Origin of the sequence: Peribacillus sp. NPDC097197 (genome assembly GCF_050278025.1) — a bacterium.
In the GTDB taxonomy this organism is placed as follows: Bacteria; Bacillota; Bacilli; order Bacillales; family DSM-1321; genus Peribacillus.
The window spans coordinates 12,505-34,888 of sequence record NZ_JBNNST010000024.1; the positions used below are offsets into that span (position 1 = coordinate 12,505).

Annotated in this window: 19 protein-coding genes; 18 read left to right on the forward strand and 1 reads right to left on the reverse strand. The window is 41.8% G+C overall.

Going from position 1 to position 22,384, the window contains the following annotated elements:
- Positions 1–62: 62 nt before the first annotated feature.
- The 13 genes from pnp to ACQKL6_RS19840 all read left to right on the forward strand — a co-directional run bounded on the left by pnp (position 63) and on the right by ACQKL6_RS19840 (position 15,884).
- Entirely contained in the window at positions 63–2,180 is a 2,118-nt protein-coding gene (pnp, locus tag ACQKL6_RS19780) for a polyribonucleotide nucleotidyltransferase (RefSeq protein WP_402868413.1), read from the forward strand.
- A gap of 157 nt (positions 2,181–2,337) precedes the next feature.
- The gene (locus ACQKL6_RS19785) at positions 2,338–3,297 is read left to right on the forward strand and encodes a polysaccharide deacetylase family protein (RefSeq protein ID WP_402868415.1); all 960 of its coding nucleotides are present in this window, start codon (positions 2,338–2,340) and stop codon (positions 3,295–3,297) included.
- Between the two features lie 46 nt (positions 3,298–3,343).
- Positions 3,344–4,570 (forward strand): M16 family metallopeptidase, encoded by a 1,227-nt coding sequence (locus tag ACQKL6_RS19790; protein WP_402868417.1) that lies wholly within the window; start codon positions 3,344–3,346, stop codon positions 4,568–4,570.
- A gap of 139 nt (positions 4,571–4,709) precedes the next feature.
- Positions 4,710–4,988, forward strand: coding sequence for a YlmC/YmxH family sporulation protein (locus tag ACQKL6_RS19795; RefSeq protein WP_402868419.1), 279 nt, complete (start codon positions 4,710–4,712; stop codon positions 4,986–4,988).
- Positions 4,989–5,183: 195 nt separating this feature from the next.
- Positions 5,184–6,086, forward strand: a complete 903-nt coding sequence (gene dpaA, locus ACQKL6_RS19800) for a dipicolinic acid synthetase subunit A (RefSeq protein WP_427651779.1) — start codon at positions 5,184–5,186, stop codon at positions 6,084–6,086.
- Positions 6,083–6,685, forward strand: coding sequence for a dipicolinate synthase subunit B (locus ACQKL6_RS19805; RefSeq protein WP_402956346.1), 603 nt, complete (start codon positions 6,083–6,085; stop codon positions 6,683–6,685). The genes dpaA and ACQKL6_RS19805 overlap by 4 nt, the downstream gene beginning before the upstream one ends.
- Before the next feature lie 224 nt (positions 6,686–6,909).
- Positions 6,910–7,965, forward strand: coding sequence for an aspartate-semialdehyde dehydrogenase (gene asd, locus ACQKL6_RS19810; protein ID WP_402868424.1), 1,056 nt, complete (start codon positions 6,910–6,912; stop codon positions 7,963–7,965).
- Positions 7,966–8,059: 94 nt separating this feature from the next.
- Positions 8,060–9,286: an aspartate kinase gene (gene dapG, locus ACQKL6_RS19815; RefSeq protein ID WP_402868426.1), complete on the forward strand. Its 1,227-nt coding sequence runs from the start codon at positions 8,060–8,062 to the stop codon at positions 9,284–9,286.
- Positions 9,287–9,322: 36 nt separating this feature from the next.
- Entirely contained in the window at positions 9,323–10,192 is an 870-nt protein-coding gene (dapA, locus tag ACQKL6_RS19820; RefSeq protein WP_427591158.1) for a 4-hydroxy-tetrahydrodipicolinate synthase, read from the forward strand.
- Positions 10,193–10,488: 296 nt separating this feature from the next.
- The gene (locus ACQKL6_RS19825; protein ID WP_427591138.1) at positions 10,489–12,159 is read left to right on the forward strand and encodes a ribonuclease J; all 1,671 of its coding nucleotides are present in this window, start codon (positions 10,489–10,491) and stop codon (positions 12,157–12,159) included.
- A gap of 213 nt (positions 12,160–12,372) precedes the next feature.
- Positions 12,373–13,110: a ClpP family protease gene (locus ACQKL6_RS19830; protein ID WP_402868430.1), complete on the forward strand. Its 738-nt coding sequence runs from the start codon at positions 12,373–12,375 to the stop codon at positions 13,108–13,110.
- Positions 13,107–13,334 (forward strand): YlzJ-like family protein, encoded by a 228-nt coding sequence (locus tag ACQKL6_RS19835; RefSeq protein ID WP_402868431.1) that lies wholly within the window; start codon positions 13,107–13,109, stop codon positions 13,332–13,334. Before ACQKL6_RS19830 ends, ACQKL6_RS19835 begins: the two co-directional genes overlap by 4 nt.
- A 216-nt stretch (positions 13,335–13,550) precedes the next feature.
- The gene (locus tag ACQKL6_RS19840; protein ID WP_427591160.1) at positions 13,551–15,884 is read left to right on the forward strand and encodes a DNA translocase FtsK; all 2,334 of its coding nucleotides are present in this window, start codon (positions 13,551–13,553) and stop codon (positions 15,882–15,884) included.
- A gap of 35 nt (positions 15,885–15,919) precedes the next feature.
- Here ACQKL6_RS19840 and ACQKL6_RS19845 read toward each other — a convergent pair whose 3' ends face one another.
- Positions 15,920–16,219, reverse strand: coding sequence for a DUF6509 family protein (locus ACQKL6_RS19845; RefSeq protein WP_402868433.1), 300 nt, complete (start codon positions 16,217–16,219; stop codon positions 15,920–15,922).
- Between the two features lie 313 nt (positions 16,220–16,532).
- Here ACQKL6_RS19845 and ACQKL6_RS19850 point away from each other — a divergent pair, with 313 nt between their 5' ends.
- The 5 genes from ACQKL6_RS19850 to ACQKL6_RS19870 all read left to right on the forward strand — a co-directional run bounded on the left by ACQKL6_RS19850 (position 16,533) and on the right by ACQKL6_RS19870 (position 22,256).
- Positions 16,533–17,258: a GntR family transcriptional regulator gene (locus tag ACQKL6_RS19850; protein ID WP_402868435.1), complete on the forward strand. Its 726-nt coding sequence runs from the start codon at positions 16,533–16,535 to the stop codon at positions 17,256–17,258.
- A 153-nt stretch (positions 17,259–17,411) separates the two neighbouring features.
- On the forward strand, positions 17,412–18,509 hold the full coding sequence (locus ACQKL6_RS19855) for a BMP family lipoprotein (protein WP_402868437.1): 1,098 nt from the start codon (positions 17,412–17,414) through the stop codon (positions 18,507–18,509).
- 188 nt (positions 18,510–18,697) lie between these two features.
- Positions 18,698–20,233: an ABC transporter ATP-binding protein gene (locus ACQKL6_RS19860; protein ID WP_402987964.1), complete on the forward strand. Its 1,536-nt coding sequence runs from the start codon at positions 18,698–18,700 to the stop codon at positions 20,231–20,233.
- Positions 20,226–21,296, forward strand: a complete 1,071-nt coding sequence (locus tag ACQKL6_RS19865) for an ABC transporter permease (RefSeq protein ID WP_402987972.1) — start codon at positions 20,226–20,228, stop codon at positions 21,294–21,296. Before ACQKL6_RS19860 ends, ACQKL6_RS19865 begins: the two co-directional genes overlap by 8 nt.
- Positions 21,297–22,256, forward strand: a complete 960-nt coding sequence (locus tag ACQKL6_RS19870) for an ABC transporter permease (RefSeq protein ID WP_402987978.1) — start codon at positions 21,297–21,299, stop codon at positions 22,254–22,256.
- The last annotated feature ends 128 nt before the right edge of the window (positions 22,257–22,384 follow it).

The window sequence follows — 22,384 nt, forward strand, 5'->3', positions numbered from 1 at the left end:
TTTAATAAAGGTTTAGGTAAACTAAGCCTCTAATAGCGAAGATTCAGAGAGGGGTTTAATAAATGGGACAGGGAAAACATACGTATTCATTTGACTGGGCCGGCCGTAATGTAACGGTAGAAATCGGTCAGTTGGCCAAACAAGCGAACGGAGCCGTTTTAGTCCGTTATGGCGAAACAGCTGTCTTAAGTACAGCAACTGCTTCTAAAGAACCTAGAAACGTCGACTTCTTCCCGTTGACAGTCAACTACGAAGAAAGACTGTATGCAGTCGGTAAAATTCCAGGGGGCTTCATTAAACGTGAGGGTAGACCGAGCGAAAGAGCTATTTTGGCAAGCCGTCTAATTGACCGTCCAATTCGTCCACTATTTGCGGATGGTTTCAGGAACGACGTTCAAATCATCAGCATGGTCATGAGTGTTGATCAAGATTGTTCTACAGAAATGGCAGCAATGCTAGGTTCTTCCCTTGCACTTTCAGTTTCTGACATTCCGTTTGAAGGACCAATCGCGGGCGTAGTAGTAGGAAGAATCAATAATGAATTCATCATAAACCCTACTGTTGACCAACTTGCGAAAAGTGATATCAACTTAACGGTTGCTGGAACAAAGGACGCTATCAACATGGTTGAAGCTGGAGCGAATGAAGTGCCTGAAGAAACAATGCTTGAAGCCATCATGTTTGGACATGATGAAATCAAGAAGGTCATTGCATTCCAAGAAAAAATCGTTGCTGAAATTGGCAAGGAAAAGCTACAAATCACTTTGTATAAAGTGGATGAAGAACTTGAAGCAGAAGTGAAAGGCCTATGTGAGGCGGAACTTAACAAAGCTGTACAAGTTCAGGAAAAACATGCACGTGAAGCCGCCATCAAAGAGGTTAAAGATGATGTGTTGGCTAAATACGAAGAAGAAACTGATGAAGAAAAACTAAAACAAATTAAAGAAATTTTAAATAAACTGGTTAAATCAGAAGTCCGCCGTTTAATCACGGAAGAAAAAGTACGTCCGGATGGCCGTAATCCTGATGAAATCAGACCATTGTCATCTGAAGTTACGATTTTACCACGTACCCACGGCTCTGGATTGTTCACACGCGGACAAACACAAGCACTATCCATTTGTACACTGGGAGCACTAGGAGATGTACAAATTTTGGACGGGCTTGGAACAGAAGAGTCAAAACGCTTTATGCATCATTATAACTTCCCACATTTCAGTGTTGGGGAAACAGGTCCGATCCGCGGGGCAGGACGTCGTGAAATCGGTCACGGTGCACTTGGTGAAAGAGCATTGGAACCAGTCATTCCAAATGATAAAGACTTCCCTTATACAATCAGACTTGTATCTGAAGTACTTGAATCTAATGGATCAACATCTCAAGCAAGTATCTGTGCTAGTACGCTAGCTATGATGGACGCGGGTGTTCCATTGAAAGCACCGGTTGCAGGTATCGCAATGGGTCTTGTAAAAACAGGTGAGCATTATACGATCCTGACTGATATTCAAGGCATGGAAGATCACCTTGGCGATATGGACTTTAAAGTGGCTGGAACATCTAAAGGTGTTACCGCTCTTCAAATGGATATCAAAATTGATGGTCTTTCAAGAGAAATCCTTGAAGAAGCATTGCTTCAAGCTAAAAAAGGCCGCATGCATATCTTGGAATCGATGATTGCTACAATCAATCAACCGCGTGAAAAATTGTCCAAATATGCGCCTAAAATCGTTACAATGACCATTAATCCGGACAAAATCCGCGATGTTATCGGACCTAGTGGTAAACATATCAATAAAATCATTGAAGAGACCGGCGTGAAAATCGATATCGAACAAGATGGTACGGTATTCATTTCTTCAACGGACGAACCAATGATTGAAAAAGCTAAAAAAATCATTGAAGACATCGTTCGTGAAGTCGTTGTGGGTGAACTATACTTAGGTAAAGTTAAACGCATTGAAAAATTCGGTTGCTTCGTTGAGATTTTCAATGGTAAAGATGGTTTGGTCCATATTTCGGAATTGGCTGAAGAAAGAGTCGGCAAAGTGGAAGATGTCGTTTCACTTGGCGATGAGTTATTAGTAAAGGTCACTGAGATTGATAAACAAGGTAGGGTTAACCTTTCTCGTAAAGCTGTACTTAAAGAACAAAAAGAAGCAGCTAATCCTTCTCAATCATAAGAAAAAAGAATATACGGCATGCGGTTCTCTTTATGAACCTGCATGCTTTTTTTGTTTGAAAAGGCTCCATATTTATAAGCATTTCAGCAATTGAAAGTTGTCATGTTCTACCTTGTCCATTTTCTTCATACATTTCTGTATGAAGGGGGCGTAAAAAATGAATAATAAATGGAAGCAGATAGTTGCGATAAGTGCCATTGCAGGTATATCATGGTTATTAGTGCAAAATCCATATACACAAGTTTATTTGACCCAGTTAACGAATCAATCAGTGGCTACCATGAAGCAGGAAGATGAACTGCTTACCGAGATAAAAGGATCAGCCCAAAAATATGAGATTGCACCCCAAGATGCACGAATAGATTCGGTTTGGAAGACCGTTCCTGGGTATAATGGCCTTACGGTCAATATCCAGGCTTCGTATAAAGCAATGAAGAAGGAGGATAAATTCGATAAGGATAAGCTTGTGTATGAACAAGTTCCCCCAAAAGTCCATTTAAAAGATCTTGAGCCTGCACCCATTTACCGGGCACATCCGGAAAAGCAGGTTGTATCATTTTTAATCAATGTGGCTTGGGGAAATGAATACCTACAAGATATGTTGGCTGTGTTGAAGAAGCATAATGTAAAGGCGACGTTTTTTCTAGAAGGGAAATGGACGAAAAATAATCCGGAATTCGCAAAAATGATTGTGGATGGTGGTCATGAAATAGGTAATCATTCATACTCGCATCCTAATATGCAAACCATTTCCTCACAGGCAACACGGGAGGAAATCACCAAGACGAATGAAGTGGTGGAAGCTGTGACGGGCGTGAAGATGAATTGGTTCGCCCCTCCAAGTGGGAGTTATCGAGACGAAACGGTCAAAATTGCGAGTTCTTTAGGAATGGGGACCGTGATGTGGAGTGTGGATACGATTGACTGGCAAAAACCGAGCCCCGAGGTCCTTCAACAAAGGGTCCTTTCTAAAGTTCACCCTGGAGCTTTTATTTTAATGCATCCGACAGAATCTACAGCCAAATCCTTGGAGACGTTAATTATTAATATAGAAAAGAAAGACCTGGAAGTTGTTAAGGTTTCGGAAGCAGTTAGTGAGGAACGTTTGAATCCGTAACGCTTTGGTTACGATAGCAGCATAGAATGATTGGGAGGAATGTTAGTTGATTAAGAAATACACGTGTCAAAATGGAGTAAGAATAGTATTGGAAAATATTCCAACAGTGCGTTCAGCGGCAATTGGAGTTTGGATCAAGACCGGTTCGCGGAATGAAACACCGGAACTGAATGGTGTATCCCATTTTCTTGAGCATATGTTTTTCAAAGGGACGACAACGAGGAACGCGCGTGAAATCGCCGAGTCGTTTGACAGCATTGGCGGCCAAGTGAATGCATTTACTTCAAAAGAGTATACATGCTACTATGCTAAAGTAATGGATAACCATGCAAGCTATGCTCTTGAAATTCTTGCTGATATGTTCTTCAACTCTACATTTGATGAGGAAGAATTGAAAAAAGAAAAAAATGTTGTCTATGAAGAAATCAAAATGTATGAAGATACACCCGATGATATCGTCCATGACCTTTTGAGCAAGGCTGTCTATGAAAATCATCCTCTTGGCTATCCAATCCTTGGTACGGAAAGTACGTTGGAAACATTCAATAGTGAAACACTTAAGAAATATGTTCATGATATGTATACGCCTGATAAAGTCGTCATCTCGATTGCTGGAAATGTGGACGAGAAGTTGATTCAGGAAGTGGAAAGTTACTTTGGTTCCTATCAAGGTGGGGAAGAGCGTCTTGAATTGGTGAAGCCTTCGTTCCATGAAAATAGAATCACTCGTAAAAAAGAGACTGAACAAGCACACCTATGCCTCGGTTTCAAAGGTTTGGAAATCGGAAATGATAAAACCTATAGTCTAGTCACATTGAATAATATCCTTGGAGGTAGCATGAGTAGCCGTCTATTCCAAGAGGTCCGTGAGCAACGTGGGCTGGCCTACTCGGTATATTCTTACCATTCAAGCTACCAGGATACGGGTTTAGTGACCATTTATGGTGGGACAGGCACAAGCCAGCTTGACAGCTTGTATGATACGATCCAGGAGACGCTTGCTACGCTGAAAAGAGACGGAATCACAGAAAAAGAATTGCGAAATAGTAAGGAACAGCTAAAAGGTAGCTTAATGCTAAGCCTTGAGAGCACAAACAGCCGAATGAGCCGTAATGGCAAAAATGAGCTAATGCTAGGTGAGCATCGTTCACTGGATGATATCATCGTCAAGATTGATGAAGTTACGGAAGATAGTGTCAATGAACTAGCAAACCGTATCTTCACAGAACACTCTTTATCGTTGGTGAGCCCTTTGGAAAATTGGGATAAATAAATATCTACGACCTGTTCTTCTGTTTAGGAGAGCAGGTTTTTTTTGGAAGGAAGGGGACGACTATTTTTATAAATGCCTTCTAAGTTCTCTTGATTTCGGATATAGATGGAATTAAGGAGAAAAAAAGGGGGATACGGATTTGAGGCTGAGTGAATTAAGTGGAAAAGAGATAGTCGATGTGAACAGGGCAGAACGATTAGGTGTCCTGGGACAAACGGATTTGGAATTTGACGAAACGGGACAAATTACCACTTTGGTCATTCCTTCAGTAAAGTGGTTTGGGCTTTTCAGAAATGGAAGTGAAATCAGGGTACCATGGAATCACATTAAAAAAGTGGGAACGGATATGCTCATTATCGATTTTAGGGAAGAACTTGAAGCTCATTCGGTGGAAGACGGAGAACATATGGATGGATAGGAATGAAAATGAGAAAAGACTAAAGAGCGCCTTAGCTGGTAATAGCTATAGGCGTTTTTACTTTTCTAATCACCGTTCTTTATTTCAGTACATAAGATGGATGGAGACTGAATGAATATCGGATAACAAAACGCCTTCAAGAGTTGATCTTGGGCGAGGAGTGGGTTGGATTTTTAAAAAGAAGGTGACGATTTAATGCTCACAGACATGCAAATCGCTGTAATCGGTGGGGATGCGCGTCAGCTTGAAGTTGTTCGTAAACTGACTGAGCTAGATGCGAAGCTGTTTTTAGTAGGGTTTGAACAGCTTGACCATGCGTTTACAGGTGCGGTTAAGGAGAAATTAGAAGATATAAATTTTACGGAACTGGATGCAGTTATCTTGCCTGTGCGAGGGACGGATTCAACCGGTAAAGTGGAAACCATCTTCTCCAGTGAAGATGTTTTCTTGACCGAGTCCATGATAAATGACACGCCAAAGGATTGTGTATTTTATTCAGGAATCAGTAATGATTACCTCGATCGACTATTCAAGGAAGCAAATCGTAAACTAGTACTCTTATTTGAACGAGACGATGTAGCGATATACAATTCGATTCCCACCGTAGAGGGCGCAATCATGATGGCTATTCAACACACGGATTTTACCATCCATGGATCGGATGTTGCCGTTCTAGGCCTAGGAAGGGTTGGGATGAGTGTGGCACGATCATTTCAAGCTCTTGGAGCCAAAGTGAAGGTAGGGGCGAGGAAAAGCGAAGATATTGCGAGAATTACTGAAATGGCGATAATCCCTTTTCATCTAAATGATCTTGCGTCCGAAATGAAAAATGTTGATATTTGCATTAATACCATCCCTTTTCCCATCATTACAGCAGACGTTCTTGCAAACATGCCCGTTCACACTTTGATTATTGACCTTGCTTCAAAGCCTGGGGGGACGGATTTTCGTTTTGCGGAAAAAAGGGGAATTAAAGCGTTATTGGCGCCAAGCCTACCGGGGATAGTGGCCCCGAAAACTGCCGGTCAAATTTTGGCGAATGCACTTGGGGTCTTGATCCAAGGGGAATTCTTGAAAAGAAAGGGGAAAAAATTATGAGTCTGAAAGGTAAACGGATCGGTTTTGGATTGACAGGATCGCATTGCACATACGATAGTGTGTTTCCCGAGATAGAAAAACTTATAAATGAAGGGGCAGAAGTCATTCCGATTGTGACATCCACTGTTCAAAATACGGAAACACGCTTTGGAAATGGGGAGGACTGGGTTGCACGTATAGAAAAATTGACGGGAAATGAAGCCGTTGATACAATCGTCAAAGCAGAGCCATTAGGACCTAAATTGCCGCTAGACTGCATGGTCATTGCTCCGTTGACCGGGAATTCGATGAGTAAGATGGCAAATGCCCTTACAGATTCGCCTGTACTTATGGCTGCAAAAGCGACGATGAGAAATCACCGTCCAGTTGTGGTTGCGATTTCAACCAACGATGCCCTTGGTTTGAATGGTGTAAATTTAATGAGGCTGATGGCTGCAAAGGATATCTATTTTGTTCCATACGGCCAAGATAATCCGGTAGGCAAACCGAGCTCGATGGTGGCGAGAATGAGTTTGATTCGGGATACCATCGTGGCGGCAATAGAAGGAGAACAAATACAGCCAGTGATTATTGAAAGGTTCAAAGATGATGTAATCTAATTGTCGTTCCATAATGCCTAAATCCAGGAAATGTCATTTGTTCATGCTTTGCAACCAGTTGGAATTATCGTTAAGAACCAAAAACAATCTATACTACCAGAATATTTTGTTAAAGTGCGTTCTTTCGAATGTTAATGTGTTAAAATATATGATATTCTGAGCAAGTAGAAATAATTAGACAAATTATAAACCAACTTTTAGAGATAGAAAAGGAGTATGGACAAATGACCGGGACACAGGGATTGCATATTGCAGTAGTAGGAGCGACTGGAGCAGTAGGACAACAAATGATTTCAACACTTGAACAACGGGATTTACCGATTAAGAAAATCATCTTTTTATCATCGGCTCGTTCTGCAGGGACTAAATTGTCATTTAAAGGCGAAGAAATCGAAGTTCAGGAAGCAAAACCTGAAAGCTTTGAAGGCATAGATATCGCTCTTTTCAGTGCAGGAGGAAGTGTGTCTAAGGAATTGGCTCCTGAAGCAGTAAAAAGAGGAGCGATAGTAGTAGATAATACAAGCGCGTTCCGCATGGATGAAAATGTTCCGCTTGTTGTACCGGAAGTAAATGAAGAGGACTTGAAACAGCATAACGGGATCATTGCCAACCCGAATTGCTCAACAATCCAGATGGTTGTTGCATTGGAACCAATCCGTCAAGAGTTTGGTTTATCAAAGGTAGTCGTTTCAACATACCAGGCAGTATCTGGAGCTGGAGTCGCTGCGATAAACGAACTAAAGGATCAGGCTCGTGATCTTCTGGATGAAAAAGAAATCGAACCAAAAATCTTGCCGGTAAAAGGGGATGCCAAGCATTATCAAATTGCTTTCAATGTCATTCCACAAATCGATAGGTTCCAAGATAATGGATTCACGTTTGAAGAAATGAAAATGATTAATGAAACAAAGAAAATCATGCATATGGAAGAGCTACCTGTAGCGGCAACTTGCGTAAGGCTTCCTGTTGTAACGGGGCATTCGGAATCCGTATACATCGAAGTCGAAAAAGAAGGCATTTCTGCGTCTGAGATCAAGAATTTGATGAAAACGGCACCGGGAGTCGTATTAGAAGATGAGCCAGAACAACAGGTTTATCCAACGCCTGCATCATCTGTCGGCAAGAATGACGTATTCGTTGGCCGGATCCGTAAAGATTTAGATGAAGATAAAGGCTTCCATTTATGGATAGTTTCCGATAATCTATTAAAAGGGGCAGCATGGAATTCTGTCCAAATAGCTGAAAGCCTTTTAAAATTAGGGTTAGTGACAGTTAAGTAAGGTAAAAACTCAAGCAGCTAAGACTTGTCAACATGATAGAGAGTTAGGTCAGCTTCCTTAACGGGGGAGCTGGCTTATATTTGGGGTGAGAATAGTGAAAATAATCGTCCAGAAATTCGGTGGGACATCAGTCCGGGACGAAGAGAGCCGGGCCCATGCCAAGAATCATATCGAAAGGGCAATTAAAGAAGGCTACAAAGTGGTGGTCGTTGTTTCTGCCATGGGTAGGAAGGGCGATCCATATGCGACGGATACGTTACTTTCTTTAGTGAATGGTTCCAACGCCCGCCTCTCCAAGCGGGAACAGGATTTACTAATGTCGGTAGGGGAAACGATCTCTTCTGTCGTATTTACGAATATGTTATTGGAACATGGAATCGAGGCTACTGCATACACAGGTGCTCAAGCAGGGTTCCAGACGAATTATGAATTTTCGAGTGCGAAAATCATTGAAATGAAATGTGACCGTCTTCTGAAAGAACTTGAATTGAAGGATGTCGTCGTGGTCGCAGGCTTCCAAGGGGCCGCTAAAAATGGGGACATGACAACTATTGGACGAGGTGGAAGTGACACTTCGGCTGCTGCATTGGGGGCGGCTTTACAGGCTGACCGCGTTGATATTTTCACGGACGTCGAAGGTATCATGACCGCTGATCCACGGATTGCAGAGCATGCACGCCCATTATCGATCGTTTCTTATACTGAGGTATGCAATATGGCATATCAAGGTGCTAAAGTCATCCATCCCCGCGCGGTCGAAATTGCTATGCAGGCAAAAGTACCAATCCGGATTCGTTCGACATACAGTGAAGGGTTGGGAACTCTGGTTACCAGTGTCAATAAAGGAAGCCAAGGTAGTGATATCAGGGAAAGACTCGTTACAGGAATCGCTCATGTTTCGAAAATCACCCAAATTAAGGTGAATGCAAAAAAAGGACAATATAATTTACAGGCAGAAGTGTTTAAAGCAATGGCAAATGCATCTATTTCCGTAGACTTTATCAATATTTCTCCGCATGGTGTCGTGTATACGGTCACGGAAGAGATGACCGAACTTGCACTTTCCATTCTTACAGGAATGGGACATGAGCCTCTCGTTGAGCGGAATTGTGCGAAGGTATCAGTCGTGGGCGCAGGCATCAACGGAGTACCTGGGGTTGCATCAAAAATTGTCACAGCATTATCGGAAAATGAAATCTCGATTCTACAATCCGCGGATAGCCATACGACTATATGGGTTCTAGTGAAGGAAGAAGATTTAATCAAGGCTGTAAATTCACTTCATGATGCATTCCATTTACATGAAATAGAAGCAGAATAATCTATATAGAGGTTTTAAAAATTAAAGAGGTGTTAAATAATGATATTTGGTAGAGTATCAACCGCAATGGTCACCCCTTTCGATAGCAAGGGAAACGTTGATTTTCAAAAAACAACTAAATTAGTCAATTACTTATTATCGAACGGAACGGATTCGCTTGTACTTGCGGGTACAACTGGGGAATCACCGACATTATCCTCGGAAGAGAAGATAGCCTTGCTTCGCCATGTCACCAAGGTTGTAGAAAAACGGGTGCCAATCATCATGGGAACTGGGAGCAATAACACATATGCTTCCATTGAGCTGACTAAAAAAGCAGAAAAGAATGGCGCCGACGCAATCATGTTGGTGGCTCCTTATTATAGTAAAACGAATCAGGAAGGCCTATACCAACATTTTAAAGCGATTGCCGAAAGTACGATATTGCCGGTCATGGTTTATAACATTCCGGGACGTGCTTCGGTCAATATTGAACCGGAGACCATTATTCGCCTTGCGGAAATACCGAATATCGTGGCTGTGAAAGAGGCGAGCGGCGATTTAAACGCCATGACCCAAATTATTGCCGAAACGGATGAAGATTTCGCTTTATATAGTGGCGATGATGCTTTAACCCTTCCTGTACTAGCAATCGGTGGGGTTGGGGTCGTATCGGTTGCTTCCCATGTAGCCGGGAATGAAATGCAGAAAATTGTTGAAGCTTTCGTCACTGGGAACTTATCGGAAGCGGCGAGACTTCATCAGGAGCTACTCCCGCTCATAAAAGGCTTATTTGCAGCACCAAGCCCTGCGCCTGTTAAAACGGCTCTTCAAATTCGTGGCATAGATGTAGGCTCAGTCAGGTTACCAATTGTACCATTGACTGAAAAAGAGCGCTTAACGCTCATATCCGTCTTAAATAAATAAAAATAATCACCAAACAAGCTGATCGTTTAATGATTGGCTTGTTTTTACATAGAGAATGATTAGTTTTGGGATTCCCGTATTATTTTCTTTCCAGTTATAGGATAAAGGCTTATACTTCTAATAGTCTTTTCTTTAAAAAAGACAAAAATTGAGAAGTGGGACCTATACATATACGCATGGCCAAGTAGAGGAAAAAATCTTTCTAAAAATGGTATGTGTTGTCATGTTTTTTGAACTTGAGTTATAATGAAATCATTGGAACTTATGAACGGCTATTTTTTAAGGAGGATATTCGATTGGGTAAAGATAAAAATAATGGAATTAAAGTGATTTCTCTTGGGGGACAAGGGGAACTTGGTAAAAATATGTATGTAGTTGAGGTGAACGATGACCTTTATCTTTTGGATGCAGGTTTGATGTTGCCGGAAGAAGAAATGCTTGGCATCGATGCTGTCATACCTGATATTTCTTATTTGATGGATAACAAAGAACGGATTCAGGGGATTTTTATAACGCATGGTCATGAAGATCATATGGGAGCCCTAGCTTATGTATTGAAGTATTTACCTGTTCCTGTTTATGGGACAAAGTTAACACTAGCGCTGATTAAGACTAAGTTGAAGGAAGATGGCTTTAATGGCCGGGCAATTTTTACTGAGATTGACTCTGATTCCCTTTTGAGTTTCCCAGAGGCTGCTGTTTCCTTTTTCCGTACGAACCATAGTATCCCTGATTCTGTGGGAGTGGTCATCCATACTCGTGAAGGGGCCATCGTCTACACCGGTGATTTCAAGTTTGATCAAGCTGCGACCGAACTGTATAAACCGGAAATAGGCAAAATGGCAAGTATAGGAGAAGAAGGGGTCCTGTGTCTCCTATCTGATAGCACAGGGGCGGAGAAACCAGGCTATACACCATCCGAAGCGGTAGTGGCCAAGGATATTACCGAAGCTTTCCGTTCCACAACCGGAAGAATTATCGTTGCCTGCTTTGCTTCGAACGTAAATCGAATTCAGCATGTTTTCAATGCGGCTGCAGCGAATAAAAGGAAAGTGGCCGTTGTTGGAAAAAGTCTGAAGCGGGTATATGAAACAGCCTTAAATCTAGGTTACTTAAAAGTGGAAGAAGATTTAATCATTCCGGTCAGTGAAATCAGCCAATACGAAGACCGTGAAATTGTGGTGCTATCAACGGGTCATCAAGGGGAGCCGATAGCGGCACTTCAAAAAATGGCGAAGCAGACTCATAAGCAAGTTACGATTAAGAAAGGGGATACGGTCTTGATCAGTGCGTCCCCACTACAGGGTGGAGAACTCATTCTATCAAAAACCGTCGACTTACTTTACCGGGTGGGTGCGGAAGTCGTTTCTTCTAATAAATATAAGGTCCATGTTACGGGCCATGGTAGTCAGGAAGAATTGAAAATGATGATCAACCTGATGAACCCTAAGTTTTTCATACCGGTACATGGGGAATACCGTCACCTTTATTCTCACCAAAAAGTAGGTATCTCTGCCGGAATCAAGCCGGAAAACATCATGATTGCTGAAAAAGGTGACGTCATTGAAATGAATGGTGATAAGATTGCCCTTTCAGGCAAGGTAACTGCTGGAAATATTTTAATTGATGGCAGTGGTGTTGGTGATGTCGGGAATATCGTACTCCGTGATCGCCGTCTGTTATCACAAGATGGTATATTGATTGTTGTTGTCACGTTGAATCGACAAGATAAGAGCATTGCTGCAGGTCCGGAAATCATCTCCCGTGGATTCGTATATGTACGTGAATCAGAAAAAATGATGACGGAAGCAACAGCCATTGTCAATGAGATAGTGAAGAAAAACGGTTCTCGTCAGCCTTTCGATTGGTCCACGCTGAAACAGGAAATGCGTGATGCGCTAAACCAATTCTTCTATGAAAAAACAAAGCGTCGCCCGATGATATTACCCATCATCATGGAATATTAATAAAGAAGGGATTTTCATACCCCTTTTTCAAATAAGTGAAAATGCAAAAGGCAGCAACGTTCATACAACGTTTCTGCCTTTTTGTATTCCTTTCGATTTCGATTTTTATAAGGGGCAAGGCTTTTTCTCATGCAGGCTATCTGACTGGAAGAATGAAGTTTAAGACTCGAGACATAATAAGGGCATAGGCTTTTGAGAAAGGGGTTGCCATAAGTGGATACACCATTACCAAATGAAAATGAAGGACGGCAGGAAGGTAAAAATTCAACTTTAATTGAGAAGATTCAGCAGTTGGGAACAACAAGTGTCCCACAATTATCGAAAGACTCAAAAATCCATTGTTTGACGATCATTGGTCAAATTGAAGGTCACATGCAACTTCCTCCACAAAATAAAACGACAAAGTATGAGCATGTTATTCCTCAAATTGTTGCGATTGAACAAAATCCTAATATTGAGGGGTTACTTGTCATTTTAAATACCGTCGGAGGAGACGTGGAAGCGGGACTAGCCATTGCCGAGATGTTAGCTTCCTTGTCTAAGCCGTCCGTCTCCATCGTTTTAGGCGGCGGACATTCCATTGGGGTGCCGATTGCCGTATCTTGTGATTATTCCTTTATAGCAGAGACGGCGACCATGACGATCCATCCTATTAGGTTGACAGGTATGGTCATTGGAGTACCGCAAACATTTGAATACTTAGATAAAATGCAGGAACGGGTCATAAAGTTTGTCACACGGCATTCCAATGTTACCGAAGACAGTTTTAAAGATCTAATGTTCGCTAAAGGAAATTTAACGAGGGATATAGGCACGAATGTAATCGGGGTGGAAGCGGTCGATGTAGGAATGATTGATGGTGTCGGAGGAGTAGGGCAGGCGATGAGGAAACTGAATGAATTCATGGAGGAAAGAAGTACAAATAAAGGAGAAGAGGGGCTACTGCAATGACACTTTATACGATCGTTCCAGAAGAAATCATCTTCCCTCATCCCCATGAGAAAATTGCACAAATGATTGAAATGAAGGTGAATGGGGTTCATGTTATGGTGGAACATGAAGGAGGAAGTTCGTTTCGCATTGATCGGATCGTGAGTACGAATCCTGAGGATTACATGAAGACCAATGTACAGCCTGGTGAAGTCGTCAATGTATTCGAACCGTTGAGAAATTAGAAAAAAGGACCAACGGAGAGAAATCATGATATACTAATGAAAAAATTAGCAGCCCTTTGGCTGCTTTATTCATTGGTTTGATTTTTCCATGTTAGATAAGACACGATCAAGGGACAACATGATATTTTTTTGATATAATCGATGAACGAACGTTTGTTTCCTATTGAGTTGTACCATACGAATGGAAAGAAGTTTCAAGAAGAATCAGGTGATTTTATGGTGAAGAAGAAAAAAAGGACAAAGAAAAGTTCAGAAAAATTAAAGATTACGCTTAAATATGAATTGATTGGTCTGATCATAATAAGTCTGGCCGTCATTGCCATTGCAAAACTAGGGGCAGTGGGAAATGGTACCGTCCTTTTAGTCCGTTTCTTTATGGGGGAATGGTATATCCTATTTTTATTAGGGGCAATAGCGGCGGGCTTTTATTTAATGATTAAAAGAGAAGTTCCATATTTATTGAAACGGCAGTTAATTGGCTTGTATTTCATTGTTGCGAGCATGCTACTGCTTAGTCATGTCACCCTCTTTAATTTATTGGCCGAAGGTGGTCCTTTCGCAAAGCCAAGTGTCATTTCGAATACTTGGGAATTGTTCTGGATGGAAGTGACTGGAAATGCTAGCACAAAAGATCTTGGAGGTGGGATGGTTGGAGCTGTTTTATTCGCTGCTTCTTATTTCTTGTTCGATGAAGCGGGTTCAAAAATCGTATCCATCGTCCTAATAATCATCGGGATTGTATTACTGACTGGGAAAACACTAGGCGATACTCTTGGTAAATTTGCCTTTGCCCTTGGTAGCTTTGTTAAAAGGCAATGGACCGCGTTTAGTGATGACATGAAAACATGGAATAACGATAAGAAACAGAAGAAAAAAGATCCGGTCAAAAAGAAAAAACGTGAAAAAGAACCAGTGGAAGAAGAGGTTCATGCCACACAGCAGGAAGAAGAGACACAACAAGTGGCGACAGAACGTATTATTTCAAGCTTTGCAGATAAAGCATACGGTGATGATGAAAAGGATGAACAACCGTCTGCTGAAACGCTACCTTCGGCTGAAGAAGAAGAACATGACGATCCTGTTCCTGCCATCAATTTTACGGAAGTAGAAAATAAAGAATATGCTCTACCGCCACTTTCCTTGTTATCGCAACCGAAAAAAACGGATCAAAGTGGAGAGTATCAATTAATTCATGAAAATGCGGCAAAACTTGAACGTACTTTTCAGAGCTTTGGGGTCAAAGCAAGAGTCACTCAAGTTTATTTGGGACCGGCTGTAACTAAATATGAAGTGCACCCGGATGTAGGGGTGAAAGTCAGTAAAATAGTGAGCCTTTCCGATGACCTGGCACTGGCACTTGCAGCTAAAGATATCCGGATGGAAGCACCGATTCCAGGTAAATCGGCGATTGGCATTGAGGTGCCGAATTCTGAGGTGGCAATGGTTTCCCTTAGAGAAGTATTGGATGCAAAAGAAGTGGACAAGCCGGATGCCAAGCTGCAAATTGGTCTAGGCCGAAATATTTCCGGTGAAGCGGTTAAGGCGGAACTTAATAAAATGCCCCATTTACTGGTAGCGGGGGCTACAGGCAGTGGTAAATCCGTCTGTATCAACGGCATTATCACAAGTATCTTGATGCGGGCAAAACCTCATGAAGTGAAGATGATGATGATTGATCCGAAAATGGTGGAACTCAATGTGTATAATGGAATTCCGCATTTACTGGCACCAGTCGTGACTAATCCGAAAAAAGCGGCCCAAGCTTTGCAAAAAGTGGTCAGTGAAATGGAACGACGCTACGAGCTCTTTTCACATACGGGTACGCGTAATATAGAAGGCTATAACGATTACGTTAACCGTTTTAACAGTGAGGAAGATTCCAAACAACCGTTGTTACCCTATATAGTAGTGATAGTCGATGAGCTGGCTGATTTGATGATGGTGGCTTCAAATGACGTGGAGGATGCTATCACACGTCTTGCACAGATGGCAAGGGCAGCGGGCATCCACTTAATCATAGCCACTCAGCGACCGTCTGTAGATGTTATTACGGGGGTCATCAAGGCCAACATCCCATCCAGGATTGCTTTTAGTGTCTCCTCCTCAACGGATTCTAGAACCATACTCGATATGGGAGGTGCGGAGAAACTGTTAGGCCGTGGAGATATGCTATTTTTACCTGTTGGATCTTCAAAACCAATTCGCGTCCAAGGGGCTTTCTTATCTGATCATGAAGTTGAAGAAGTGGTCACTTACGTCATTTCCCAACAGAAAGCCCAGTACAACGAAGAAATGATACCGGATGAGATACCGGAGACGTCAAGCGGTGAAGTCGAAGATAGCTTATATGGGGAAGCGGTGGCTTTAATTACCGAAATGCAGACAGCTTCTGTCTCTATGCTTCAGCGCCGTTTCAGGATTGGCTATACACGGGCTGCAAGGTTAATCGATGAAATGGAAGCAAGGGGAATCGTCGGTCCATATGAAGGAAGTAAACCACGTAATGTGTTAATTTCCAAAGATGATCATGATGAAGCACATTTATCTTAGGTATAAAAAAATACCGGGCAGCTGCCCGGTATTTTTTAATTTACTGTCGCTTCGTCTAGATGCTCTAGGCAGAAGGCAGTAATCATGGCTACTTCTTCATCTTCTAACTCGAAATCAAACAGTTGATCGCTGCCTTTTTCTAGAATGTCATATTTAACAAGTCTGCCATTCTGTTCTTCGACAACAAATAAAACCCGGATATATAAACCGTTCTCTGAAAAGAGTTCGTCCTCTTCCGGAACTTCAATATCTAAAAAGTATTCAAAGCGGTCTCCGGATAAGATTCCGAATGGGTCGGTCAATTTTTCTACGGTATATTCTGTAATGTTTAACATAATTCGATCATCCCTTCAAAGAAGATAAGTTCTATTATACAGCAAAACGGATTCTTGGAAAGAAAGCAGTGTCATTTTCGCAATAAGAATTTTACCCATGACCAATAGTTGGATTAGGGCAAATAATCGTAAGATTTGCAACGTTTTTACTACGTGGAAGAAAATAGGGGGGTATATTCTACTAAATTCTTTTCAGTTAATTAGTAAAACTCTATTTATTTATAGTTGAAAAAATGTTATATTATTTTCGATTAGTAGGAATGATTCAACATCAGATGTCTGATGTCTTAAGAAACAAGCTGGGGGAAACTGTATGTCTATTAAATCAGATAGTCGACATTTATATTTGCAGGTCATTGATTACCTGAAGCAAGATATTGAATCAGGAGTTTACAAGGAAAATGAAAAATTTCCTTCTGAATTCGATCTTGCAAAAAAGCTAGGAGTGAGTAGAGCGACGCTTCGTGAAGCACTGCGAATTTTAGAAGAAGAAAATATCATCATTCGCCGCCATGGAGTCGGAACCTTTGTCAATCCTAAGCCACGGTTCACTTCAGGTATCGAGCAACTAAAAAGTGTCACGGATATGATTGAGGAGGCAGGGATGAAGCCGGGGACGTTTTTCTTAAGTTCGACGACTCAAGAACCAACAGAAGAGGATATCCGCAGGTTTTCATGTACACCGGATGAACGCATCGTGATTATTGAACGTGTAAGAACAGCGAATGGTGAGCCTGTCATCTACTGTATCGATAAAATTCCTGAATCTATTCTCTCGGTGAATTTCGACCGTAATGATGAGTCTCTTTTTGATATATTGGAAAGGGACGCTGATAGGAAAATCACCCATGCCGTAGCTGAAATAGAGCCTATCGGATACCATGAGAAGGTTTCTCCTATCCTTAAATGTACGCCTGAAGCTGCCTTGCTCGTTCTAAAGCAGATGCATCTGGATGACTGGGACCAGCCTATCTTGTATTCTGTTAACTACTTTAAAGCCAATATGTTCAGTTTTCATGTCCTTCGGAAACGGGTGTAGGCATAGTCCCTTACATAAGGATGAATGCAAACGTTTGTTTCCACTATGGCACACCGCTAACCGTTTCGTTTTTTTGCGGACCATTGAAAACGCAAACATGAATGACTTTTCAGAACATTCCTGCTCAAACCATCAATCTTAGGAGGAAAAAAAATGAAAAAGCGTAAATTGGGTTTAGCTCTTTCGCTTGTTCTTGCTGCTGGTACATTATTGGGGGCTTGTGGTAATTCAGAGGACGATGATAAAGAATCTTCTACTGGGAAAGACAAGAAAGATAATTTCACAGTAGCGATGGTGACCGATACGGGTGGAGTTGATGATGAGTCTTTCAACCAATCCGCTTGGGTAGGAATTCAGGACTTCGGGAAAGAAAATAACTTGAAAAAAGGTAAGGATGGATACAATTACCTGCAATCGAAATCGGATGCTGACTATGCAAAGAACTTGAATACGCTTGTCCGTGAAGATTACAGTTTGATTTATGCCATTGGTTTCTTATTAGCAGAATCAGTTGAAGAAGTAGCTGACCAACGTCCTGATTCACATTTTGCTATCGTCGATACTGTTGTGGATAAACCGAATGTTGCAAGTATTAATTTCAAAGAACAGCAAGGTTCCTTCTTGGTTGGGGTTATAGCTGGACTTCAAACGAAAACGAACAAAGTCGGTTTCATCGGCGGAGTTGAATCCGAATTAATCAAAAAATTCGAAATCGGATTCAAAGCTGGTGTATTGGCAGTAAACCCGAAAGCAAAAGTAGAAGTCAAGTATGCCGGTGATTTCAATAAGGCTGATATCGGTAAATCTACTGCTGGGTCTATGTACTCTTCAGGAGCAGATATCATTTATCATGCTGCTGGCGGTACGGGTAAAGGTGTATTCACTGAAGCAGTGGAACAAAAACAAAAAGATCCTAAGAGAGAAATTTATGTAATTGGTGTGGATAGTGATCAAGTTAAACTGGGAGATGTTCCAGGAACAGATGAAAATGTTACATTAACATCCATGATCAAACGCGTTGATATTGCGGTTAAAGACCTTTCTACAAAAGCGAAGGATGGAAAATTCCCTGGTGGAGAAACCATTGAATATGGTATCGAAGAGAATGGTGTAGGCATTTCAGAATCGAAAGACAATGTTTCTGAAGAATCTTTAAAAGCAGTAGAAGAATGGACTGCGAAAATCAAGTCAGGTGATTTAGTGGTTCCTGGCACGGATGATGAATTCAAAAAATTCCAAGAAGAATTATAATCAGAAAGATCGAGAGGGAGTAGGGAACATTTTCCTATTCCTTCTTTTCCCCAAAAACGCTGGTGGAAAAAAATGAATGAAAGACTATGAAAGATTCATAGTTTCTCATTTGGTTTTTTCTAATAAGGTAGGGATAAGCCAATCTTCTAGTTAAGTTTCATATACTCTCATTTAGGGGTTGATTATACGTGGATTATGTAATTGAGATGCTGAACATCCGAAAGGAGTTTCCTGGAATCGTCGCTAATGATAATGTAACCCTTCAAGTGAAAAAAGGGGAGATTCACGCATTATTGGGTGAAAATGGTGCCGGAAAATCGACATTGATGAATGTTCTGTTTGGACTTTACCAACCAGAACAAGGGGAAATTCGAGTGAATGGAGAGCCCCATAAAATCACAAGTCCAAATATTGCAAATGATTTAGGAATCGGGATGGTGCATCAGCATTTTATGCTTGTTGATCCTTTTACTGTCACTGAAAATATCATTTTGGGAAAAGAACCTTCAAAGGCTGGGAAAATTGATTTAAAAGAGGCGAGTGAAGAAGTTCGGAAACTATCGGAACAATACCAGCTTCGTGTTGACCCTCATGCGAAAATTGCCGACATTTCGATAGGGATGCAACAACGTGTCGAAATTTTGAAAACACTCTACCGTGGGGCAGAGATTCTCATATTCGATGAACCTACGGCCGTATTGACCCCTCAAGAGATTAAAGAGCTGATAACGATTATGAAGGCGCTCGTTAGAGAAGGGAAATCTATCATTTTGATCACCCACAAACTTAAGGAAATCATGGAAGTTTGTGATCGTGTGACAGTCATCCGTAAAGGACAAGGAATTGGGACGGTTACTGTCAGTGAAACAAACCCCAATGAACTAGCTAGTTTAATGGTTGGCCGGGAAGTCCTATTTAAAACGGAAAAAACGGAAGGTACCCCAACGGATGTCGTTTTAGATGTAAAAGGACTTGAAGTGAAGGATGCCAGGGGAGTTTCAGCCGTAAGGAACCTGGATTTAACCGTCCGTGCTGGAGAAATCGTCGGTATCGCAGGAGTGGATGGCAATGGTCAATCCGAACTCATTGAGGCTTTGGCCGGTTTAAGGAAAACGACAGCTGGTAGCATTCAATTGAATGGCAAGGAAATCCGGAATCTAAAACCACGGAAAATTACGGAATCAGGGGTAGGACATATCCCGGAAGACCGTCATAAGCATGGCTTGGTCCTCGATTATAGCATTGGGGAAAACATTGTCCTGCAAACGTATTATCAACAGCCATTTTCCAAAGGTGGAATCTTGAATTCAAGAAAAATATTCGAAAAAGCTCGTTCTTTAATTAAATCTTATGATGTTCGTACACCAAGTGAGTATACACCTGCAAGGGCTCTATCGGGAGGAAACCAGCAGAAAGCAATCATCGGCCGGGAAGTTGATAGAAACCCGGATTTATTGATTGCCGCACAGCCCACTCGAGGACTCGATGTTGGAGCGATTGAATTTATTCATAAACGTTTGATTGAACAACGTGATGCGGGCAAGGCGGTACTTCTCATCTCATTCGAACTGGATGAAATCATGAATGTGAGCGATAGAATTGCTGTTATATACGAGGGAGAAATCGTGGCCATTGTCAATCCTAAAGAAACGACAGAACAGGAACTTGGGCTTCTTATGGCTGGCAGTAAACGGACGGGAGCAGGTGAGAAACAACATGACTAAAGACAAAATCATGAAGTTTGTATCTAAATATTTATCCAAATTACTAAACCCGGTGATTGCCGTCATCCTCGGTTTAATTGTAGGGGCTATCATCATGTTGGTCAGTGGATACGATCCAATTGCAGGATATGGTTCCATGCTTGGCGGCATTGTTGGGGATTCTTATTATGTGGGAGAATCAGTCAGGACGATCATCCCTTATATCCTTACCGGTTTGGCGGTCGCTTTTGCTTTTCGTACGGGTCTATTCAATATCGGTGTTGAAGGACAATTAATCGTAGGCTGGCTGGCTGCAGTATGGGTAGGAATTGCTTTTGAACTTCCTGGGATCATTCATTTACCTTTAGCGATTTTAGCAGGGGCCGCTGCAGGAGCTCTGTGGGCCTTTATCCCGGGGTATTTAAAAGCGAAATTTCGTGTACACGAAGTAATCGTTTCTATCATGCTAAATTATACGGCCTTATATGTAACGAACTATTTAATCCGGAACGTATTGACGGACAAGCTGGATAAAACAGAGAGAATTGCTGATTCTGCTTCTCTTCGTTCACCTTTCTTTGAAAGTATGACCGATTATTCCCGGATGCACTGGGGAATTGTCGTAGCCATCATATGTGTGATCATCATGTGGTTCATTTTAGAAAAAACCAAAACCGGTTTTGAATTGAAAGCGGTTGGATTTAATCAGCATGCATCTGAGTACGCAGGGATGAGCGTCAATAAGAACATTATCCTATCCATGGTCATTTCAGGTGCATTCGCTGGTCTTGCTGGAGCGATGGAAGGATTGGGTACATTCGGATATGCTGCCGTAAAAGGCGGATTCACAGGTATGGGATTTGATGGTATCGCAGTCGCGTTACTCGGAGCGAATACGGCCATCGGTGTTGTGTTGGCAGCCTTATTATTCGGTGGACTAAAAGCCGGGGCATTGAACATGCCACTTGAAACAGGCATACCTAGTGAAATTGTAGACATTGTCATTGCATTGATCATCTTCTTCGTAGCATCCAGTTACTTTATTCGTTGGATTGCCAATCGTTTTAAGAAAGGGGTGAAATAAGTGGACTTTTATCAAGTTTTACAAATTATTGTACCATCAATGATCGCCCTAGCTGCTCCGCTTATATTCACGGCACTCGGCGGAGTATTTTCTGAACGGGCTGGCGTCATCAATATTGGGTTAGAAGGATTAATGGTCATTGGTGCTTTCACCGGGATTGTATTTAACTTAACCTTTGCCGAAACATTTGGCGCTTGGACTCCGTGGCTGGCAGTTTTAGCCGCTATGGTTGCCGGATTGTTATTTTCGGTTCTCCATGCCGTTGCGTCGATCACATTCAGGGCGGACCAAACGGTTAGTGGGGTCGCCATCAACTTATTGGCAGTCGGGCTCACGATGTTTTTAGTCAAGCTGATTTATGATAAAGGACAAACAGATCGTATTACGGAAACATTCCCGAGGATTGATGTCCCATTATTAAGCGATATCCCATTCATCGGTCCAATCTTCTTCTCGAATGGATACTATATTGTCTATATCGCTATTTTAATTTCATTTGTCGTATGGTATATCCTTTATAAAACGCCGTTCGGCTTACGAATCCGGGCTGTAGGGGAGCACCCGATGGCCGCTGATACGATGGGTGTCAACGTTACGAAAATTCGGTATGCAGGCGTTCTTCTTTCAGGTGCTTTTGGGGGAATCGGCGGAGCAATATATGCGACCATCTTTTCTAATGAATTCAACCATGCGACCATCAATGGTCAAGGGTTCATGGCTATTGCGGCCATGATATTTGGTAAGTGGCACCCAATCGGGGCTATGGGAGCCGCCTTATTCTTTGGACTGGCTCAAAGCTTGAGTATTGTGGGATCAAGCTTACCATTCTTTAAAGACATACCATCTGTCTATCTATTAATTGCGCCTTATGTTCTAACAATTATCGCATTAACTGGATTCATCGGTCGCGCAGATGCACCTAAGGCATCTGGTCAGCCGTATATCAAAGGAAACAGATAAAAGTTTGACGGTCAGCTATTATAATGCTGACCGTTTTTTTGTAGAAAAGAAAACCCTAGGCTAGGCCTAGGGTTCTAAAAAGCTTTCAGCATGGTATTAAAAAAACTCTCCCATGGTGCTAAAATATT

Bases quoted from the DNA above. Each gene is read 5' to 3' on its own strand.
- asd (WP_402868424.1), top strand. From the start codon at position 6,910: ATGACCGGGACACAGGGATTGCATATTGCAGTAGTAGGAGCGACTGGA.
- pnp (WP_402868413.1), top strand. From the start codon at position 63: ATGGGACAGGGAAAACATACGTATTCATTTGACTGGGCCGGCCGTAAT.
- ACQKL6_RS19850 (WP_402868435.1), top strand. From the start codon at position 16,533: ATGTCTATTAAATCAGATAGTCGACATTTATATTTGCAGGTCATTGAT.
- ACQKL6_RS19785 (WP_402868415.1), top strand. From the start codon at position 2,338: ATGAATAATAAATGGAAGCAGATAGTTGCGATAAGTGCCATTGCAGGT.
- ACQKL6_RS19855 (WP_402868437.1), top strand. From the start codon at position 17,412: ATGAAAAAGCGTAAATTGGGTTTAGCTCTTTCGCTTGTTCTTGCTGCT.
- ACQKL6_RS19865 (WP_402987972.1), top strand. From the start codon at position 20,226: ATGACTAAAGACAAAATCATGAAGTTTGTATCTAAATATTTATCCAAA.
- ACQKL6_RS19840 (WP_427591160.1), top strand. From the start codon at position 13,551: ATGGTGAAGAAGAAAAAAAGGACAAAGAAAAGTTCAGAAAAATTAAAG.
- dpaA (WP_427651779.1), top strand. From the start codon at position 5,184: ATGCTCACAGACATGCAAATCGCTGTAATCGGTGGGGATGCGCGTCAG.
- ACQKL6_RS19845 (WP_402868433.1), bottom strand. From the start codon at position 16,219: ATGTTAAACATTACAGAATATACCGTAGAAAAATTGACCGACCCATTC.
- ACQKL6_RS19835 (WP_402868431.1), top strand. From the start codon at position 13,107: ATGACACTTTATACGATCGTTCCAGAAGAAATCATCTTCCCTCATCCC.
- ACQKL6_RS19805 (WP_402956346.1), top strand. From the start codon at position 6,083: ATGAGTCTGAAAGGTAAACGGATCGGTTTTGGATTGACAGGATCGCAT.